At 41.4% G+C, this 14,880-nt stretch carries 19 protein-coding genes; 2 read left to right on the forward strand and 17 right to left on the reverse strand.

Translation table 11 applies throughout. The features are described 5' to 3' along the window. Nucleotide 1: 1 nt before the first annotated feature. The 4 genes from MKP07_RS04650 to MKP07_RS04665 are packed head-to-tail and all read right to left on the reverse strand — an operon-like array spanning nucleotide 2 to nucleotide 2,701. Nucleotides 2-184 carry a hypothetical protein gene (locus MKP07_RS04650; RefSeq protein WP_240845329.1) on the reverse strand — a complete coding sequence of 61 codons (183 nt, stop codon included), beginning with the start codon at nucleotides 182-184 and terminating at the stop codon, nucleotides 2-4. After that, the gene (locus MKP07_RS04655; RefSeq protein ID WP_240845331.1) at nucleotides 181-1,716 is read right to left on the reverse strand and encodes an outer membrane beta-barrel protein; all 1,536 of its coding nucleotides are present in this window, start codon (nucleotides 1,714-1,716) and stop codon (nucleotides 181-183) included. Before MKP07_RS04655 ends, MKP07_RS04650 begins: the two co-directional genes overlap by 4 nt. Beyond that, complete coding sequence (locus MKP07_RS04660) at nucleotides 1,638-2,441, reverse strand: hypothetical protein (protein WP_240845333.1); 804 nt, start codon at nucleotides 2,439-2,441, stop codon at nucleotides 1,638-1,640. The genes MKP07_RS04655 and MKP07_RS04660 overlap by 79 nt, the downstream gene beginning before the upstream one ends. Nucleotides 2,442-2,473: 32 nt before the next feature. Further along, nucleotides 2,474-2,701, reverse strand: coding sequence for a carboxypeptidase-like regulatory domain-containing protein (locus MKP07_RS04665; protein ID WP_240845335.1), 228 nt, complete (start codon nucleotides 2,699-2,701; stop codon nucleotides 2,474-2,476). 172 nt (nucleotides 2,702-2,873) lie between these two features. On the opposite strand from MKP07_RS04665, the gene MKP07_RS04670 reads away from it, so the two are divergent. Next, nucleotides 2,874-3,356, forward strand: a complete 483-nt coding sequence (locus MKP07_RS04670) for a DUF1801 domain-containing protein (protein WP_240845337.1) — start codon at nucleotides 2,874-2,876, stop codon at nucleotides 3,354-3,356. A 7-nt stretch (nucleotides 3,357-3,363) separates the two neighbouring features. On the opposite strand, the gene argH is transcribed toward MKP07_RS04670, so the two are convergent. The 13 genes from argH to tsaB form a co-directional block, all read right to left on the reverse strand. Next, a complete protein-coding gene (gene argH, locus MKP07_RS04675) occupies nucleotides 3,364-4,701 on the reverse strand; it encodes an argininosuccinate lyase (protein WP_240845339.1) in 1,338 nt (445 codons plus the stop codon). Nucleotides 4,702-4,831: 130 nt separating this feature from the next. Further along, on the reverse strand, nucleotides 4,832-5,593 hold the full coding sequence (locus MKP07_RS04680; RefSeq protein WP_240845341.1) for a hypothetical protein: 762 nt from the start codon (nucleotides 5,591-5,593) through the stop codon (nucleotides 4,832-4,834). An 84-nt stretch (nucleotides 5,594-5,677) separates the two neighbouring features. Next, complete coding sequence (locus MKP07_RS04685; RefSeq protein ID WP_240845343.1) at nucleotides 5,678-6,811, reverse strand: DUF4419 domain-containing protein; 1,134 nt, start codon at nucleotides 6,809-6,811, stop codon at nucleotides 5,678-5,680. Next, nucleotides 6,778-7,086, reverse strand: coding sequence for a hypothetical protein (locus MKP07_RS04690; RefSeq protein WP_240845345.1), 309 nt, complete (start codon nucleotides 7,084-7,086; stop codon nucleotides 6,778-6,780). Before MKP07_RS04690 ends, MKP07_RS04685 begins: the two co-directional genes overlap by 34 nt. Before the next feature lie 35 nt (nucleotides 7,087-7,121). Continuing rightward, entirely contained in the window at nucleotides 7,122-8,186 is a 1,065-nt protein-coding gene (locus tag MKP07_RS04695; protein WP_240845347.1) for a M20 family metallo-hydrolase, read from the reverse strand. Further along, nucleotides 8,186-8,995 carry an acetylglutamate kinase gene (gene argB, locus MKP07_RS04700; protein WP_240845349.1) on the reverse strand — a complete coding sequence of 270 codons (810 nt, stop codon included), beginning with the start codon at nucleotides 8,993-8,995 and terminating at the stop codon, nucleotides 8,186-8,188. The genes MKP07_RS04695 and argB overlap by 1 nt, the downstream gene beginning before the upstream one ends. 88 nt (nucleotides 8,996-9,083) lie before the next feature. Beyond that, complete coding sequence (locus MKP07_RS04705; RefSeq protein ID WP_240845351.1) at nucleotides 9,084-9,431, reverse strand: PDDEXK nuclease domain-containing protein; 348 nt, start codon at nucleotides 9,429-9,431, stop codon at nucleotides 9,084-9,086. A gap of 133 nt (nucleotides 9,432-9,564) precedes the next feature. After that, nucleotides 9,565-10,149 carry a DUF1016 N-terminal domain-containing protein gene (locus MKP07_RS04710; RefSeq protein ID WP_240845353.1) on the reverse strand — a complete coding sequence of 195 codons (585 nt, stop codon included), beginning with the start codon at nucleotides 10,147-10,149 and terminating at the stop codon, nucleotides 9,565-9,567. Between the two features lie 9 nt (nucleotides 10,150-10,158). Continuing rightward, a complete protein-coding gene (locus tag MKP07_RS04715) occupies nucleotides 10,159-11,124 on the reverse strand; it encodes a Rossmann-fold NAD(P)-binding domain-containing protein (RefSeq protein ID WP_240845354.1) in 966 nt (321 codons plus the stop codon). Between the two features lie 142 nt (nucleotides 11,125-11,266). Then, the gene (locus tag MKP07_RS04720) at nucleotides 11,267-12,418 is read right to left on the reverse strand and encodes an aspartate aminotransferase family protein (protein ID WP_240845355.1); all 1,152 of its coding nucleotides are present in this window, start codon (nucleotides 12,416-12,418) and stop codon (nucleotides 11,267-11,269) included. A gap of 111 nt (nucleotides 12,419-12,529) precedes the next feature. After that, nucleotides 12,530-13,195: a rhodanese-like domain-containing protein gene (locus tag MKP07_RS04725; protein WP_240845356.1), complete on the reverse strand. Its 666-nt coding sequence runs from the start codon at nucleotides 13,193-13,195 to the stop codon at nucleotides 12,530-12,532. Nucleotides 13,196-13,217: 22 nt separating this feature from the next. Continuing rightward, a complete protein-coding gene (locus MKP07_RS04730; RefSeq protein WP_240845357.1) occupies nucleotides 13,218-13,463 on the reverse strand; it encodes an ArsR/SmtB family transcription factor in 246 nt (81 codons plus the stop codon). A gap of 150 nt (nucleotides 13,464-13,613) precedes the next feature. After that, complete coding sequence (gene tsaB, locus MKP07_RS04735) at nucleotides 13,614-14,330, reverse strand: tRNA (adenosine(37)-N6)-threonylcarbamoyltransferase complex dimerization subunit type 1 TsaB (RefSeq protein WP_240845359.1); 717 nt, start codon at nucleotides 14,328-14,330, stop codon at nucleotides 13,614-13,616. Between the two features lie 92 nt (nucleotides 14,331-14,422). Between tsaB and MKP07_RS04740 the strand changes: the two genes are divergently transcribed. Beyond that, nucleotides 14,423-14,803 (forward strand): RidA family protein, encoded by a 381-nt coding sequence (locus MKP07_RS04740; RefSeq protein ID WP_240845361.1) that lies wholly within the window; start codon nucleotides 14,423-14,425, stop codon nucleotides 14,801-14,803. Nucleotides 14,804-14,880: the final 77 nt, after the last annotated feature.

Below are 14,880 nucleotides of genomic sequence, written 5' to 3' on the forward strand. Positions count from 1 at the left end.
TTTAAAATAAAGACCATGATCCCCCAACCTTTCCTTTAGCGCCCGATGGCCTTAGGTTGTAAGTAAACGTAGCCATAAAATACTGGCCTATAATATTGCTATAAATGGTGCGCACCGTATTCTGATTGGGAATGATGTCTGTATTACGGGTTTGATTTAAAATATCGTTGGCAAATATTCTCAATACGGCTCTTTCATCTTTGAAAAAGTAAAGTTGACACCTGCATTCCACATAAACATGCGACGATACTCCGGATTGGCAAAAGCATTATTATTAAGATAACGCAATTCACTATCGAAGATCACATGTTTGATATAGCGCATAACAGTTTCGATGCCTATCGTCTGGTCGAAACTACTTTGTGTTGTAAATAAAGGATTGGTATTTTTTACATTCATATAGGAAAAAGAATAGGCGGGAATAACCTCCAGCTTATCGTCCCAGTTAAAACCTATGCTGCTCCATATATTGCTGAGCAAGCAAGCGCGCTGCTGCCGGCTTTCCTGGTTATTAAAATAAAATGGATTTTCCCGGTACTCTGTCCAGGTACCCCAGTTCCATGAAAGCGTAAAACTATTTTTGTATTTAATATCCTGGTTCAGGCCAAAATTGGCAGCCACACGTTTGCTTCCATTAGCATTAATAGGCTTAATGGTTTGCAGGCCGCTTGCATCCATAGTAATGCTTTGCACCACATCATTCTCGGCGATCCAGGCTTCGCCCCAGCTCCATACATTCAAATTATTTTTAGGATTAAAGGTATTGAGGTTCACAGAGATCCTGTCCATAACAGCAGGTAACAGGTCGGTATTCCCCAGGTTTACCAGGTAAGGATTGGTATTGTTTCTTACAGGTATCATGTACGTATAATCAGGCAACACAATATCCCTGTTGTAGTTTACTGTAAGCTTACGATAAGTGATTTCCAATTGTGGCAGTATATTATTTAATCTTTGAACTACCGGGTTGGCCATAAAAGAAAGTTTATTATCAAAATGCTGGTACTGGTATCGTACACCGGGTGTAATAGCCAGGTCTTTTAGCTTCAACTCTAAGCCTGTACTTAGGAAGTACCGATTACTATTCCTTGAAAAATCGCTGCTGAGTTCGTTGTTCCTTGTATTATAAACCGCACCTTGCTTATCGAGCGTAGCAATGTCATTCTTCAGGTTTTCATATTCGTAACGGGCGCCGGCACGCAGAAATAGTTTTTTACTTAATGGCTCCCGGTAGTTGAGGCCCGCATAGGCAAACCAGGTGGGTACGCGCTCCTGCCTTAACTGGTTAATAAGGCTATCATACTGCCTGGGCTGGCGATAGTTGATTTCGGCGTCAGTATAATTATCTACCGACCGGCTGTTCCAGGTAAGGCCCTGGGCCAATGAAATGCGTCGACCGGCTTTCTTTTTGGATAAACGGGTAATAGAAAAATTCTGCCTTAGTATATTATTGCCTGTTTTACCATTTATACCAACCACTCCTTCATTCAGTAAGCCCAGCAGGTTGTTCTCGCCGCTTTGATTATTAATGCTGTTGGTTCTTTCGGTAGCCAATATATAATTGGCCGTAGCATTAATGGTGGTAACAGTATCCGGCTTAAGGTTAATACCTGCGCCAATCGTATGGGTTAAGCCCTTCACCTTCGCATCATACAAAGAACGGTTGGTGATGATGGTGTCGCCATTGGATATTCTCGTAGTCGTGTTGCTTTCCACATCTGTTTTAACACCTCCCAGGTAGTATTGAGCAAAAAAGCTTTTTTATTATTGGGAGAGTGGTTAAGGTTAAACCCGAGGCCGCTACTCGTAGTTACCCCACCCAGGCGGGACATACCTCCGAAGTTGATCCCATTAATAGAAATCGTTGAGCCGAAATTAGAATTATTGGTATTGTTGTTACCACCACCACTTACATCCCGGTTACGCTGCAGTCCTCCAGTTTGCATCAGGTCGGCCCAGCCAAATCCGGGGCGGTTAAGATTGTTGGTATATCCTAAAAGGCTTACCTGCAGTGTATCTCTGAATATATTGGCAATAGCGCCCCCTTCATAACGGCCTCCATTGATACCCGTTCCGCCACCGCCATAGGCCTTACCAAACATACCTTTCTTTACTCCTTTTTTAAAGGTGAGGTTGATCACTTTTCCTACGTTATTAAGGTTGTCATCACCACGTTCCAGCAGTTCATCCTTATCATCTGTAACCTGTATTTTATCGATCACATTGGAGGGAAGATTACGCGAAGCCATTTTAGGATCGCTGCCAAAGAAATTCTTACCATCCACTAATATCCTATTCACCCGCTTGCCGTTAACCATAATATTCCCCTGTTTATCTACCTGTACACCGGGTAGCTTTTTAAGCAGGTCTTCCACCATTGCGTTGGGCAGGGTCTTAAATGCATTGGCGTTAAATTCTACCGTATCCCGCCTGATTACCATGGGCGGTCTTTCTGCAATAACCAAAATCTCCTCTAACTGCGTAGCGGGGGATGTAGCGTAATTGCCCCCAGGTCCATATCCAACGAATCTGCTTTCAGCTGAAATTGCTGGCGATGCACCGCATAACCACTAAAAGATACAAGAATACGGTAGGGAATATTGGCTGCAAGTCCTGGTAATCTAAAGCTTCCATCCTCAGCGCTCAGCCTGTAGGTAACCAAAGAAGTATCCTGCGCCTGGAACACCGTAACGGTGGCCATATATAAGGGCTTTTGAGTGCGGCATCCAGCAGTTTACCTCTGACAGAACCCTGGGCAAAGGATGATGCCGAAATAAAAAGGCAGGCAACTGAAGTTAGCAAATACAAAAAATGTCTCATTAGTGGTTTGGATACGATAAACATAACTAGTAGTAATCGTAAAAACTTCAAGAATGTTACAGTTGCAACACAAACTTTCTACAAAAGGCGTAAATTCCCCTACAAAAGGCATTATGCATAAAGACATTGAAACATATAATGCGGCACAAACGGCAGAAGATGCGGCTATTTGTATGGAATTGTCCCGGCAAATTGATAAGGGTTTACCGGAGGCTGAGAGTAAAATATGGCATGCGCACCCCGTTTGGTTTTTAGAAGGCAACCCCGTAGTGGGCTACAGTAGACTCAAAACCGGACTTCGTTTGATGTTCTGGAGCGGAGCTGATTTTGAAGAGCCTTTTTTAACACCTGGTACAGGAAAGTTTAAAGACGCCTCTATCACCTATGAATTAAAAGACCAGATAAAGACTAAAGACCTGAGCCGCTGGCTGAAAAAGCACGCGATATTCAATGGGACTATAAAAACCTGGTTAAGCGCAAAGGCAAGCTGGAACGACTTAAATAAAAGAGCCGGGGTGTGTTTCCCGGCTTTCTGATAATGATCTATTGCAATAGGCTTTTGACAGCTTCATGTACTTTTTCAAAATTAAAATCACTCACTGCTGTATCCATCAAGCTCTTTATTTCTTTGGTACAAAGGTTTTGAACAGAACCTTCATGCGGGTTATTGATGGGTGTTTGTTCGGGCACCCGGTAAGTACCATCTTCTACCGATCGTCCTACCTGTATGTAAGCATCGCGAAAGGTAACACCTTGTAATACCAGCTGATTCACCAGATCTACCGTAAACAGGTATTTATATTTTTCGTCTGTTAGTATATCTTTTTTAATATCGATATTAGAAAGCATCAGTCCCGCCATTTCAATACAATCCTTTAAGGTTTTAAATGCAGGGAATAAATGTTCTTTTAATAATTGAAGATCCCGGTGATAACCTGATGGAAGATTAGTGGTCATCATGGCTATTTCATTGGGCAACGCTTTAATGCGGTTGCAATGAGAGCGGATGAGCTCGAATACATCAGGGTTCTTTTTATGTGGCATAATGCTGCTTCCTGTGGTTAACTCAGCGGGGAAGCTTACAAATGCAAAATTCTGGTTCAGGTACAAGGTCATATCCATACTCAACCTTGATATGGTGTCGGCGATATTAGCAAGGGCCTGCGCCACAACACGCTCTGCCTTACCCCGTCCCATCTGCGCATATACCACGTTGTAATTAAGGCTGGAAAAGCCTAAGAGCTCCGTGGTCATTTGGCGGTTGATAGGGAAAGAAGAGCCATATCCTGCGGCTGACCCCAGCGGGTTTTTGTTTACTACTTCAAATGCAGCTTTCAGGGTTAGCATATCATCTACCAGGCCTTCAGCATAAGCGCCAAACCATAGTCCGAAGGAAGAAGGCATTGCCAATTGCAGATGCGTATAACCCGGGTACAAATGGTCTTTGAATGTTTCACTCTGTTTTTGTAACAGCTCAAAAAATGGGAGAATAGTATTCACCATACCTTCAATCTCACTACGTAAAAACAGTTTAATATCTACCAGAACCTGGTCGTTTCGGCTTCGGGCGCTATGTATTTTCTTACCTGCATCACCCAGCTTTTGGGTAAGCAGTAGTTCTACCTGCGAGTGAATATCTTCTACATTATCCTGCAAGGTAAATTCGCCTTTTTCTATTTGCTGATAGATCTCCTTCAACGCTGCCTGAAGATCAGACAGGTCTTTTTTATCTAACAATCCAACCGATTCCAGCATGCGTGTATGGGCCAATGAGCCCAGCACATCAAAAGGCGCCAGGTATAAGTCCATTTCCCGATCCTTGCCTACTGTAAAAGTTTCTACCTCTTTAAGCGCTGCTGTATCTTTTTGCCAGAGTTTCATGCTGTAATAATTATGATGGCGTCAAAATATGTATGACCCATTGTTAAAAAGCCGTAGAACGTTTAATACGATTTACGGCTTACAAAGAAACACAATCTGTGCTTATACCAGTATGTTTTGAGGCTAAAATTTAATATTCTTCGTATTCCCAGGTATCGTTCCAGCTACCGTTTGTATACGAGATGGTTCTTTTAGTAGGATACCCAAAGCTATTGTACTCGTAGCCACTTACTGTGTAAGGATCAGTTCTGTCAGGATTTTTAAAATAGTAAGTATAGGTAACTACGTTTGCATCATTACCCGGTCTTGTGTAGCTCAAATATCCCGTCGGATACAGATCCGTTGGGTTCTTTTTATCATCGAAAGCATCTACCGTATAATGATAAGACAGTACGTTAGCCGCTGTATAAATTTCGTTGGCAATGATCCTCCCGGTGCTTCCAAACTTATACTTGGTAATTCCCGTTAACACATCCAATTTATTATAACTTCTTACAATAATAAAATCGCCCTCATAAGTAGTTTCGCTACTATTTAGCTTATTGCCGGTGGTTAATTCAGAGTAAGTTTTTTTGAAAAGCTTTCCATCTTTATACTCAATCACCAGCTTTTGATCGGCAGTAGCAGGCTCTTTGTAGTCAATGGTACCTTCTAAGAGATTACCATTATTATCATACTTTGTAAACGTAAAAGTATATACAAAGCCCTGCGATTTACTGGTGTATTCCTGGGTTCGCATACGACCATTGGCATCGTAGGTATAGGCGTAACTAGCTGTTTGAGTAGTGTTTTTAACCAGTCTTACTTTCTTCTCAGGAGGGGCATCCGACTTATCTTTACTGCAGGATACCAGGCATAGGGCTGCTAATGCCATTAAAAATATTTTTCTCATACTGTTTTTAATAAGCAGCGAAAATAATCAACCTGCCAACGGCAGACCATCGCGTAATCTAGCTAGGCAATGGAAGTGAAAAGGTTAGTCCTGCCTGGAATTGATAAATACATTAGTATTAGGGAAAAGAGCGAAAATGCGCCGTTCTTCCTCTTTGGTTATTTTCCCATTGAGGAGCAATTGTTCTATCTGTATTTTACCCATGGCTTCCGGTATCCGTATGCTGTCGGTAAAAGTGATGCTTAACCTTTTAAAACGATCGATTTGCAGTATTTCAGCCGGCACTTCATTTACCCGTATTTCTATGCCGCCAAATCCATTGTCTTTTTCCCTTTGCAGCCGGTTGACAATTGCAGGATCAGGAAGCGTATCCTTTCTTTTGATCAGCCAGCCTATTTCGGGAGTCAATGCATAGTTGGTTTTATTCTGGCTTAAACCAATAAATCCCGCCCAAAGTTCAAGTGGTGTATCTTCTATAACATTGCCCGCATCATCCAGCACCAGGTAGCGCAGATCAACTTTTGCTATTTCATCGGGGAGTTTTGAACTTCCTGATAAACTGTCCAAATTGTTACGTTTGCCTTCTTTATTATAAGGAAAAAATTTAACGAACCAGCCATCAATTGTCTGGCTTTTATAAACTCCTTTTACATCATGGTATTTAAACATATTGCGCCAGAAATCAGTGTTTACCTTACCAGCTGATGCATTTACAAATTCCTGTAACAAAGGTTCAACTTCTTTCAGCCACCAATCCAGTTCATATTTTTTAAGTGCATGGGTTTTATCCAGTACCTTTTGCCAATCGGCGGTAGTACCTTCGAGTGTTACTTGTGGTATACCACAGCCAATGCGCATTACGATGTACTCGAAATATTGCTTCATGGCATCCATAATGGTAATTTGCGATGCTATGCGTGTAATGGGTGTAGTGGTGGTAAAATCGGCAGTCAGCGCATCAATCAGGGCTTTGCCGGTATAGCTTTCGATCTTTTTCGTAAAAACGGGAAAAACATCCTGCCAGGGGCTTTCAGGATTATTGAGCCGGATACGGTTGTCTTGTACTATTAATGACACCCTCCCTTCATGCTTTACAAAATGCTTGCGTAATGCCTCAGCGTTATTATTTACATGTTGTGCAAACCCTTGTGAAATTAATAACCATATAATATCGGGCGATAGCACTACCGGCCGGTGTTCTGCATAAGCATGGTACATGCCATCAAAAAAGAATGATACCCAAAATTCACTAACGGGCCGGGTGCTTTATATCGTGCTACAAGATCGGAAAGAGCATGAGTTTGATTGGCCATTACAGGGATCGATTCTGTTGCAGCCGCTGATTGCAGGAGCCGTTTGTAGATGTTGGTATCCCGGTTCTCCTCTAAAAGCCTTTGGGGCGGCGTTAATTTTTCAATATCAAAGGTGATGCCTTTTTGCGCGTTTGAGCCCAAAGCCAATAGCAGGCAGCAGGCAAGACAAAGATTTCTCATTAGCATTTTTTGTAATGATGAAGAAAAGGAAAAGATTACATAATCTTTTCTAAAATTTTGATATAGTCTTTTATTCCTTTTTCAATCTCTTCGAGGTAAATAAACTCATCAGCTGAATGACTGCGCGCGCTGTCGCCTGGGCCCATTTTTAAAGCGGGAAAAGGCATTAAGGCTTTGTCTGAAGTGGTGGGCGACCCATACATGGTTTTATCCATGGATAACCCTGCTTTAATAATCGGATGGTCTGTAGCGATGGATGTAGATTTTAAACGCGTGGATCGGGGTTTGATCTCACTTTCTACCTGCTGCTCAATTACTGCAATTACTTCATCAAAAGTGTAGAGCTCATTTACTCTTACGTCCACTACATATTTACATATAGCAGGCACTACATTATGCGCCTTGTTCTCTGTTTCAATTACCGTAACCGACATTTTATTAGGCCCCAACAATGGAGATACTTTTTCGAACTGGTAGCTATGAAACCAATTAATATCTTTCAGGGCATTGCTAATGGCGTTTTCACCCTCGTTGCGCGCGGCGTGACCCGCTTTGCCATGGGCAGTTGCATCCAATACCATGAGGCCTCTTTCGGCAACGGCCATTTGCATGAGGGTAGGTTCGCCTACGATAGCAAAATCGATAAGTGGCAATTCTTTTACTACCGCTTCAATACCATTATACCCCGAAATCTCTTCCTCGGCGCTGGCAACCAACATCACATTATATGGTAACGACTGCGCTTCATAAAAATGAATAAAAGTGGCGATCAACGATACCAGGCAACCACCTGCATCATTGCTTCCCAGGCCAAATAACTTTCCATCTTTCTCAATGGGATCGAATGGATCTAAAGTGTAATTCGGGTTGGGCTTTACGGTATCGTGATGCGAATTAAGTAAAACTGTTGGTTTAGCCGGATCGAAGTATTTATTCTTTGCAATGATATTATTACCCGATTGTTCGGCAGTAACACCAAACTGTAATAAATGCTGTTTAATATGCCCGGCTGTTTCCTGTTCTTCTTTACTGAAGCTGGAGGTTCGTATTAATTGCTTCAGTAACGTTACAGCACTACTATATAGAGTTTGTTCATTCATTAGCGGGTGATTAATGTTCCTTCGGTTGATTCAGTTGTATTTTTTACCAAATCGGCAGCATGGCCAATCAATACTTCTTTCACTCCTGCATTGATCGCATCAAACGCGTTATCTATTTTAGGAAGGATGCCTTCAAATAATTTATTCTCGTCTAGTAGTTGCTGATACTTTTCTTTGTTGATATTCCTTATTACAGATTCATCATTGTTTACATCTTCTAAAACGCCCTTCTTCTCAAAGCAATAGATTAACCGCACATCATATAGTGATGACAAACCTACAGCCAAAGTAGCAGCAATGGTATCGGCATTGGTATTTAAAATATGTCCCTGCCCATCGTGCGTAAGAGGCGCAAACACTGGTGTAAAGCCTCCATCGATAAGCGTTTTCAAACTTTGACTTTCAAACTTTGAAGGTTCAACATCTCCTACCCAACCAAAGTCAACATTGGCTCCATCAATCACCTTTAATGGTCTTTTGGTTGCCGGTATAATATTAGCGTCCGCGCCGGTAAGGCCAATGGCGTTGGTTTGCAAGGCTTGTAACTGCGCTACTATTTTTTTATTGACCAATCCTCCATATACCATCGTAACAATATCAATCGTATCATCATCTGTAATACGCCGCCCATTGATATATTTGGATTGTACACCTAGCTGATCTCCTATTTTAGTAGCGATCTTACCACCTCCGTGGATCAGTATTTTATGCCCCTTTACCTGTGCGAAATCCTTCAAAAAGTTTTTCAACGCTTCAGGATTATCAATAACGTTTCCACCTATTTTTATTACAAAGAGTGTTTCTGACATTGTACTTCTATATAAAGTTTATTTATTTTGAATTCTTGGGACAGTGTCCCAAGAATTCAAAATCACTTCAAACGTTGTATTTCCTTCTCTACATATTTTTTAAGCTTTCCTTTCTGAGGCAGCTTAAGCATATACTTTTAACAAACAAATTTTCATCCATTCCCGCTGTGGCATACTCTACCAAGGCCTGGTCTTTTTCTGCTACGAGCAATATACCAACGGGGAGATTGTCTGTTGATTCACAGATTTCCTTCTTGAAAAAATTCAGGTAGGTATTGAGCTGGCTGATATCACCATGCTCAAACTCTCCGATTTTTAATTCCAATAAAACATGGCATTTTAAAATACGATGATAAAACACCAGGTCAACAAAATAGTGCTTTTGCCCTATGAGTATTTTCTTTTGTCTTCCTTCCAGGCAAAAGCCATTACCCATTTCAGAATAAAACCTTGCAGGTTGTCTAGTAATGCCGCTTCCAGATCGGATTCTTCAACAATATCTTTTACCGGCAATCCTAAGAATTCAAAGGCATAAATATTCTTAACGATGTCAGAAGGCTCCTGTGGCGTTATCTTTTTCGTATAGCTGCTGATAGCTTTTGGGGCTTTGATGACAAACTGCTTCTTTCAAAGTACAGGCTGTTTATTTGTCGTTTTAGTTCTCTTACTCCCCATATCCCTTTGATAGCTTCCACCTCATAAAAGCTACGTTTTAAGGGATCTTCAATTTTTATTAGTTCAGCTATATGTGAAAAAGATAAGTTGGATACTATTTTAGCAGCAGTTACAGTTACTCTTTTTGCTGGTGCAGCTTTTTTAGATTCTTGGGACAGCGTCCCAAAAATGTTTGCTGGTAATAAATGAAATTCTTGGGACAGTGTCCCAAGAATTTGAGGATACACTAAATAGAACTGCCTGCACCTGGATAACTCAGGCGCTGTAAGCCCACGTATAGCAAGCTTTACAGCCATTTTTTCAAGAAGATTTTTACCATAAGCGGCCCTGCCTTTACCATTTTGCTCAAACTCTACTATGTAGTATCCAATAAGATAATTTCTTATGGTTAACGCCTGATTTACTGCGCCGGCAGCTTTTGACTGGAGCTGCTGATGTGTAAATGCAACAGCTTTTATAAGTTGTGCAAAATTGGTCATAGCAAAGCATTATTTTTTTAGCAGCTCACTCAGTACTGCCTGCGCGGCCCACACCCTGTTGCCGGCTTCCTGTGTAACAATACTGTTAGGACTGTCTAATATTTCATCACTTAACTCTACGTTTCTACGTACGGGAAGGCAATGCATTACCTTGGCGTTATTAGTTAACTGCAGCTTTTCCTGTGTCAGCATCCACTCTGGCTCGTTGCTGTAAATTTTGCCATAGTCGTTATAAGTGCTCCAGTTTTTTACGTATACATAATCCGCATCTTTCAACGCTTCATCCTGGTCGTAAATAATGGGTGCATTGCCGGTAAATTTTTTATCCAGTTCATAGTCTTCGGGATGCGTTACCACAAAATCAACCTCGCCCCATGCATTCATCCATTGTGCAAAGCTATTGGCCACACACTGCGGCAGAGGTTTTACATGTGGCGCCCAGGTTAACACCACTTTAGGTTTACGCGGCTCTTTAAATGTTTCTTTAATCGTAACTAGATCTGTAAGACTTTGCAAAGGGTGAAGCGTGGCGCTCTCCAGGCTTACTACCGGCAAACCGGCATATTTAATAAACTGGTTAATATAAAGCTCGCTGTAATCATCTTCTTTATTCACCAGTGAGGGAAAAGTACGGATGGCGAGTATATCAAAATACTTCCCGAAAATAGGCGCTGCATCTTTTACATGCTCTACCGTTTTTCCGCTCATGATCGCTTCTTCCTCAAATTCCAACTGCCAGCCTTCGTTACCCACATTAAATATAATGGCTTCCATACCCAGGTTCTGCGCCGCTATTTGGGTACTTAAGCGGGTACGCATACTTGGGTTGAGGAACAGGCATCCGATGCGTTTACCTTCTCCCAGTTTTTTATCAGTTAAAGGATCGGCTTTATAAGCAAGTGCTTTGGCCGCCAGCGCGTTGATGTCTGTAACATCTAATGCACTGATAAATGTGTTGCCTTTTAAAAGTGACATGGTTGTATGGATAAAGTTTTAATATACTAATTACTGGTAAAAAAACAATGGTTCGTGTGTGTGCACGAACCATTTTAATATTGTCTGATGTATGCACAAAAGAACAAATCTGAAGAATGCCTTTGAAGACCGGGACCGGAAATTATTCTGCTGCTACCGCAAAGGCTTCGATCTCTTCTTTTATTGCATCAACAAACTGCTCGGCATCTTTTTTCTTTAAAGCCAGGGAAGGGAGCAGTCTGATCACGTTCGGCTTGGCCTCACCTGTAAAGATCTTTTGATTCGTTAACAGGTTTTTCTTTAAAGCTGCAATTTCTTCAGGCACATCGAAGCCGATCATTAATCCGCGACCACGTACATTTTGCACTTCCGGAATGGCATTTAATTCATCACGCAGGTACTTGCCCGTCATCACCGCATTACCCATCAACTTCTCTTCTTTCATTACTTCCAACACTGCCATAGCAGCGGCGCAAGCCAGGTGATTGCCACCAAAGGTTGTACCCAATTGGAAATGCTTTGGTTTGATATGAGGAGCAATGATGATACCACCAATAGGGAATCCGTTGCCCATGCCTTTAGCCATGGAGTAGATATCTGCATTTACTCCGGCAAAGTCGTGGCTAAAAAATTTACCGCTACGTCCATAACCACATTGTACTGCATCTGCTATATAAACAGCGCCATATTTATCGCACAAAGACCTGATCAATTGCAAAAATGAATCGCTTGCTACGTTAATGCCGCCTACGCCCTGGATACCTTCAATAATAACGGCAGCTATTTCTTTGCCATGTTTTGCGAAATGAACCGCCAGCGCTTCTTCATCATTAAACGGAAGAAAATCTACGTTTTCTGTTTCGTTTACCGGCGCTACATAATTTTTATTATCTGTTGCTGCTACAGCCAGGGATGTGCGCCCGTGAAATGATTTGCTAAAAGCAACAATTTTCTTCCTTCCGGTATGAAAAGACGCCATCTTCAGTGCATTCTCATTCGCTTCTGCACCAGAATTACAGAGGAAGAGGCTATAATCTTCTTTACCCGATACTTCACCCAGCTTTTTAGCCAGGTCTGTTTGCAGGGGATTTTGAATAGAGTTGGAATAGAATGCGATTTTTTCCAATTGCTCTTCAATGCGTCGTACCCAGTGTGGGTGAGTATGGCCAATGCTGATAACAGCGTGCCCGCCATAAAGGTCTAAATACTGGTTACCTTCACTATCCCAAACATAAGAGCCCTTTGCTTTGGTGATAGTTACATTGTTGAGGGGATACACATCAAATAAGTTCATTCTTTCCTGTAAATTGAAAATAAAAAAATTGCCCGCTTGTAAACGGGCAACGAAATTACTTAAAATATTAATGGGTATCCCATAAAATTATTGTGAAACCCGGCAGTTTGCCTAGTTCAACATTCCGGGTTCTTTTATAATCCTGGCTTTCTTCTCCGACTGAACGGCGTTCCAGCCACCCAACACCACCCGAAGATTATGAATGTCCTGCTTTTTTAAGATAGTTGCAGCTAAAAAAGCTTCCTGGTCATTTTCTCCTATGATGTATACATTATCGTTTTCCTCGATAGCAGCAATTCTAAGGGGATCATTTATTTGAGCTAATGGCAGGCTTACCGCATCCTTTAAATGGCCATTGCCGAAGTTAACGGCGGGGCGGGTATCCATGATCACCAGGTTTTCATCAAATGGTATATCCATGATCAATTCATCTACCTCCACATCAATGATCAGATCAACGGCTTCACCGGCTTTTTCCCAGGCTTCAAATCCACCTTCCAGGTAGCCTTTTACACGCGTATTGGCACCATCGGATAGTTGTTGCAGAAAAGGCTCGAAATTCTGAGCCACATCGCCTACCAGCAAAACAGGGCTGAGGCCAGAACTAATTGAAAAACCCGAGAATGCACCGATATGGGCGCCAAAAATAGCGGGGTCAGAAAGCGAAATGCTGCCCTTTATAAAACCCTGTTTTAATAATTCTGTATCCCTGATATCAATGATCGGAAGTCCCTGTTCTGCCAATTGGCTAAAAGCTTCAACGCTGAGTGCTGTCATGCCTGAGAAATATGGTAAAAAATTAGGATAAAAGCTCCCCAACAAACTTATTCAAGTCTTTCATGCGTTGGGTGTTTACCGTATAATAAATGAATTTCCCGTCACGTTCTGTTTTTACGAAGTCTGCTTTACGCAGAATTGCCAGATGCTGAGAGGCAACGGATTGTTCAATTCTTAGTTTTACATAAATTTCGGTTACGGTTACTTTTTCCTGATTATCAATCAGTTTAAGTATTTGTTGCCGTAATTTGTGGTTAAAAGCCCGCAAAATTAACGCGGCTTTTTTATCGCCAGAGTATCTAATGTTAATTCTTCTCCGGGGCTTTCCTTTACCCCGAATGAAATGTGATAATTGCTCATTTAAATGATCGTGTTTAGAGGGTTTAAAAATACCAGCATAAAATTATTTATCGCAATGCTATTTATATTTCTTTTTTAGATATATATACATCTTTAACGTAATATGGTTCACAATATGCAACATCTGAGAAATTTTTTTCTGATAATATTTAAGCGATAGGGCAATCATGTTCCGCGCATCAATGTTATTTTCTACTATTTCAGCATTAACATTGTCTTTTATCAGTGACCTGAACTTCTCACTACCGTTGCCGGTGAATATGATGTGATCTTCCTTTAAGATATCTGAAAAACTTTCCTCGTTCAATATCGTGGCAAAGGGCTCTTTTATCAGAGTTAAGTTTTTATCAAATAGCGCTGTAAACACTTCCATACGGCGCGCATCAATCATTGGGCAAATATAGCGTTTGGCTTGTAACTCCACCGCCGCTGCAATAATTTGTAGCGTATTTATGCAAATTAAAGGCTTATTTAATGCGTAGCAAAGACCTTTTGCCGTGGAAAGTCCGATTCTTAAACCGGTATAAGAGCCCGGACCATTGCTTACTGCTACCGCGTCGAGCTGGTGAAAATCAAGGTCATTTTGTTTAAAAGCGTTGTGAATTGCCTGATGTAGCCAACCTGCTTGCTCGTTCCTGCTCTCGGTGACCTCAAAAGCTATCACCTCATCATTCCTGCTTATGCAGAAAGATCCTTTATCAATTGCCGTATCTATATTTAAAAGAAGCATTCCTGCAAAAAAATGAATATTGTTTAAAATATGTCTTAAATACATTTAAAGTTTTAAAAACCGTACAAAAGTTCATAGAAATTGTTTATTTAATGGTTCTTTTGTACACTTGCAAAGCTTCTTTCAATTAATGTTTTATGGAAAAGAAAATAATCACTACTACCAATGCCCCCGCGCCCATTGGTCCTTATAACCAGGCAGTTTTTGCCGGAGATACCTTATATATATCGGGGCAAATTCCGATTGACCCGACAACCGGGGAACTCAATAATGCCAGCTTGCAGGATGAAACCCACCAGTGTATGAAAAACCTGCAGGCCATTTTAACCGAGGCTGAACTTACTTTCTCCGATGTGATAAAAACTACTATTTTCATTACTGATATGAAACGGTTTGCCGAGATCAATGAGGTTTACGGGCAGTACTTCACCGACAATTTTCCTGCCAGAGAAACCGTTCAGGTGTCCGCCTTACCCAAATTTGTAAATGTAGAGATCAGCATGATTGCGGTAAGATAGTTGTGAGTTGGCAGATGACATTTGTTAGTCAGGTGTGCCTGTCAGCTGTCAACTATAAACTGTCAGCTTTCTCCCTT

The sequence above is a fragment of the Paraniabella hibiscisoli genome, assembly GCF_022512515.1.
GTDB classification, from domain to species: Bacteria; Bacteroidota; Bacteroidia; order Chitinophagales; family Chitinophagaceae; genus Niabella; species Niabella hibiscisoli.

Excerpts from the sequence above, each read along its gene's own strand:
- MKP07_RS04740 (WP_240845361.1), top strand. The coding sequence starts at position 14,423 with ATGGAAAAGAAAATAATCACTACTACCAATGCCCCCGCGCCCATTGGT.
- argB (WP_240845349.1), bottom strand. The coding sequence starts at position 8,995 with ATGTCAGAAACACTCTTTGTAATAAAAATAGGTGGAAACGTTATTGAT.
- argH (WP_240845339.1), bottom strand. The coding sequence starts at position 4,701 with ATGAAACTCTGGCAAAAAGATACAGCAGCGCTTAAAGAGGTAGAAACT.
- tsaB (WP_240845359.1), bottom strand. The coding sequence starts at position 14,330 with ATGTATTTAAGACATATTTTAAACAATATTCATTTTTTTGCAGGAATG.
- MKP07_RS04715 (WP_240845354.1), bottom strand. The coding sequence starts at position 11,124 with ATGTCACTTTTAAAAGGCAACACATTTATCAGTGCATTAGATGTTACA.
- MKP07_RS04660 (WP_240845333.1), bottom strand. The coding sequence starts at position 2,441 with ATGGTAATCAGGCGGGATACGGTAGAATTTAACGCCAATGCATTTAAG.
- MKP07_RS04680 (WP_240845341.1), bottom strand. The coding sequence starts at position 5,593 with ATGAGAAAAATATTTTTAATGGCATTAGCAGCCCTATGCCTGGTATCC.
- MKP07_RS04690 (WP_240845345.1), bottom strand. The coding sequence starts at position 7,086 with ATGAGAAATCTTTGTCTTGCCTGCTGCCTGCTATTGGCTTTGGGCTCA.
- MKP07_RS04685 (WP_240845343.1), bottom strand. The coding sequence starts at position 6,811 with ATGTACCATGCTTATGCAGAACACCGGCCGGTAGTGCTATCGCCCGAT.
- MKP07_RS04670 (WP_240845337.1), top strand. The coding sequence starts at position 2,874 with ATGTTACAGTTGCAACACAAACTTTCTACAAAAGGCGTAAATTCCCCT.
- MKP07_RS04695 (WP_240845347.1), bottom strand. The coding sequence starts at position 8,186 with ATGAATGAACAAACTCTATATAGTAGTGCTGTAACGTTACTGAAGCAA.
- MKP07_RS04665 (WP_240845335.1), bottom strand. The coding sequence starts at position 2,701 with ATGGCCACCGTTACGGTGTTCCAGGCGCAGGATACTTCTTTGGTTACC.
- MKP07_RS04720 (WP_240845355.1), bottom strand. The coding sequence starts at position 12,418 with ATGAACTTATTTGATGTGTATCCCCTCAACAATGTAACTATCACCAAA.
- MKP07_RS04705 (WP_240845351.1), bottom strand. The coding sequence starts at position 9,431 with ATGGGTAATGGCTTTTGCCTGGAAGGAAGACAAAAGAAAATACTCATA.
- MKP07_RS04710 (WP_240845353.1), bottom strand. The coding sequence starts at position 10,149 with ATGACCAATTTTGCACAACTTATAAAAGCTGTTGCATTTACACATCAG.
- MKP07_RS04725 (WP_240845356.1), bottom strand. The coding sequence starts at position 13,195 with ATGACAGCACTCAGCGTTGAAGCTTTTAGCCAATTGGCAGAACAGGGA.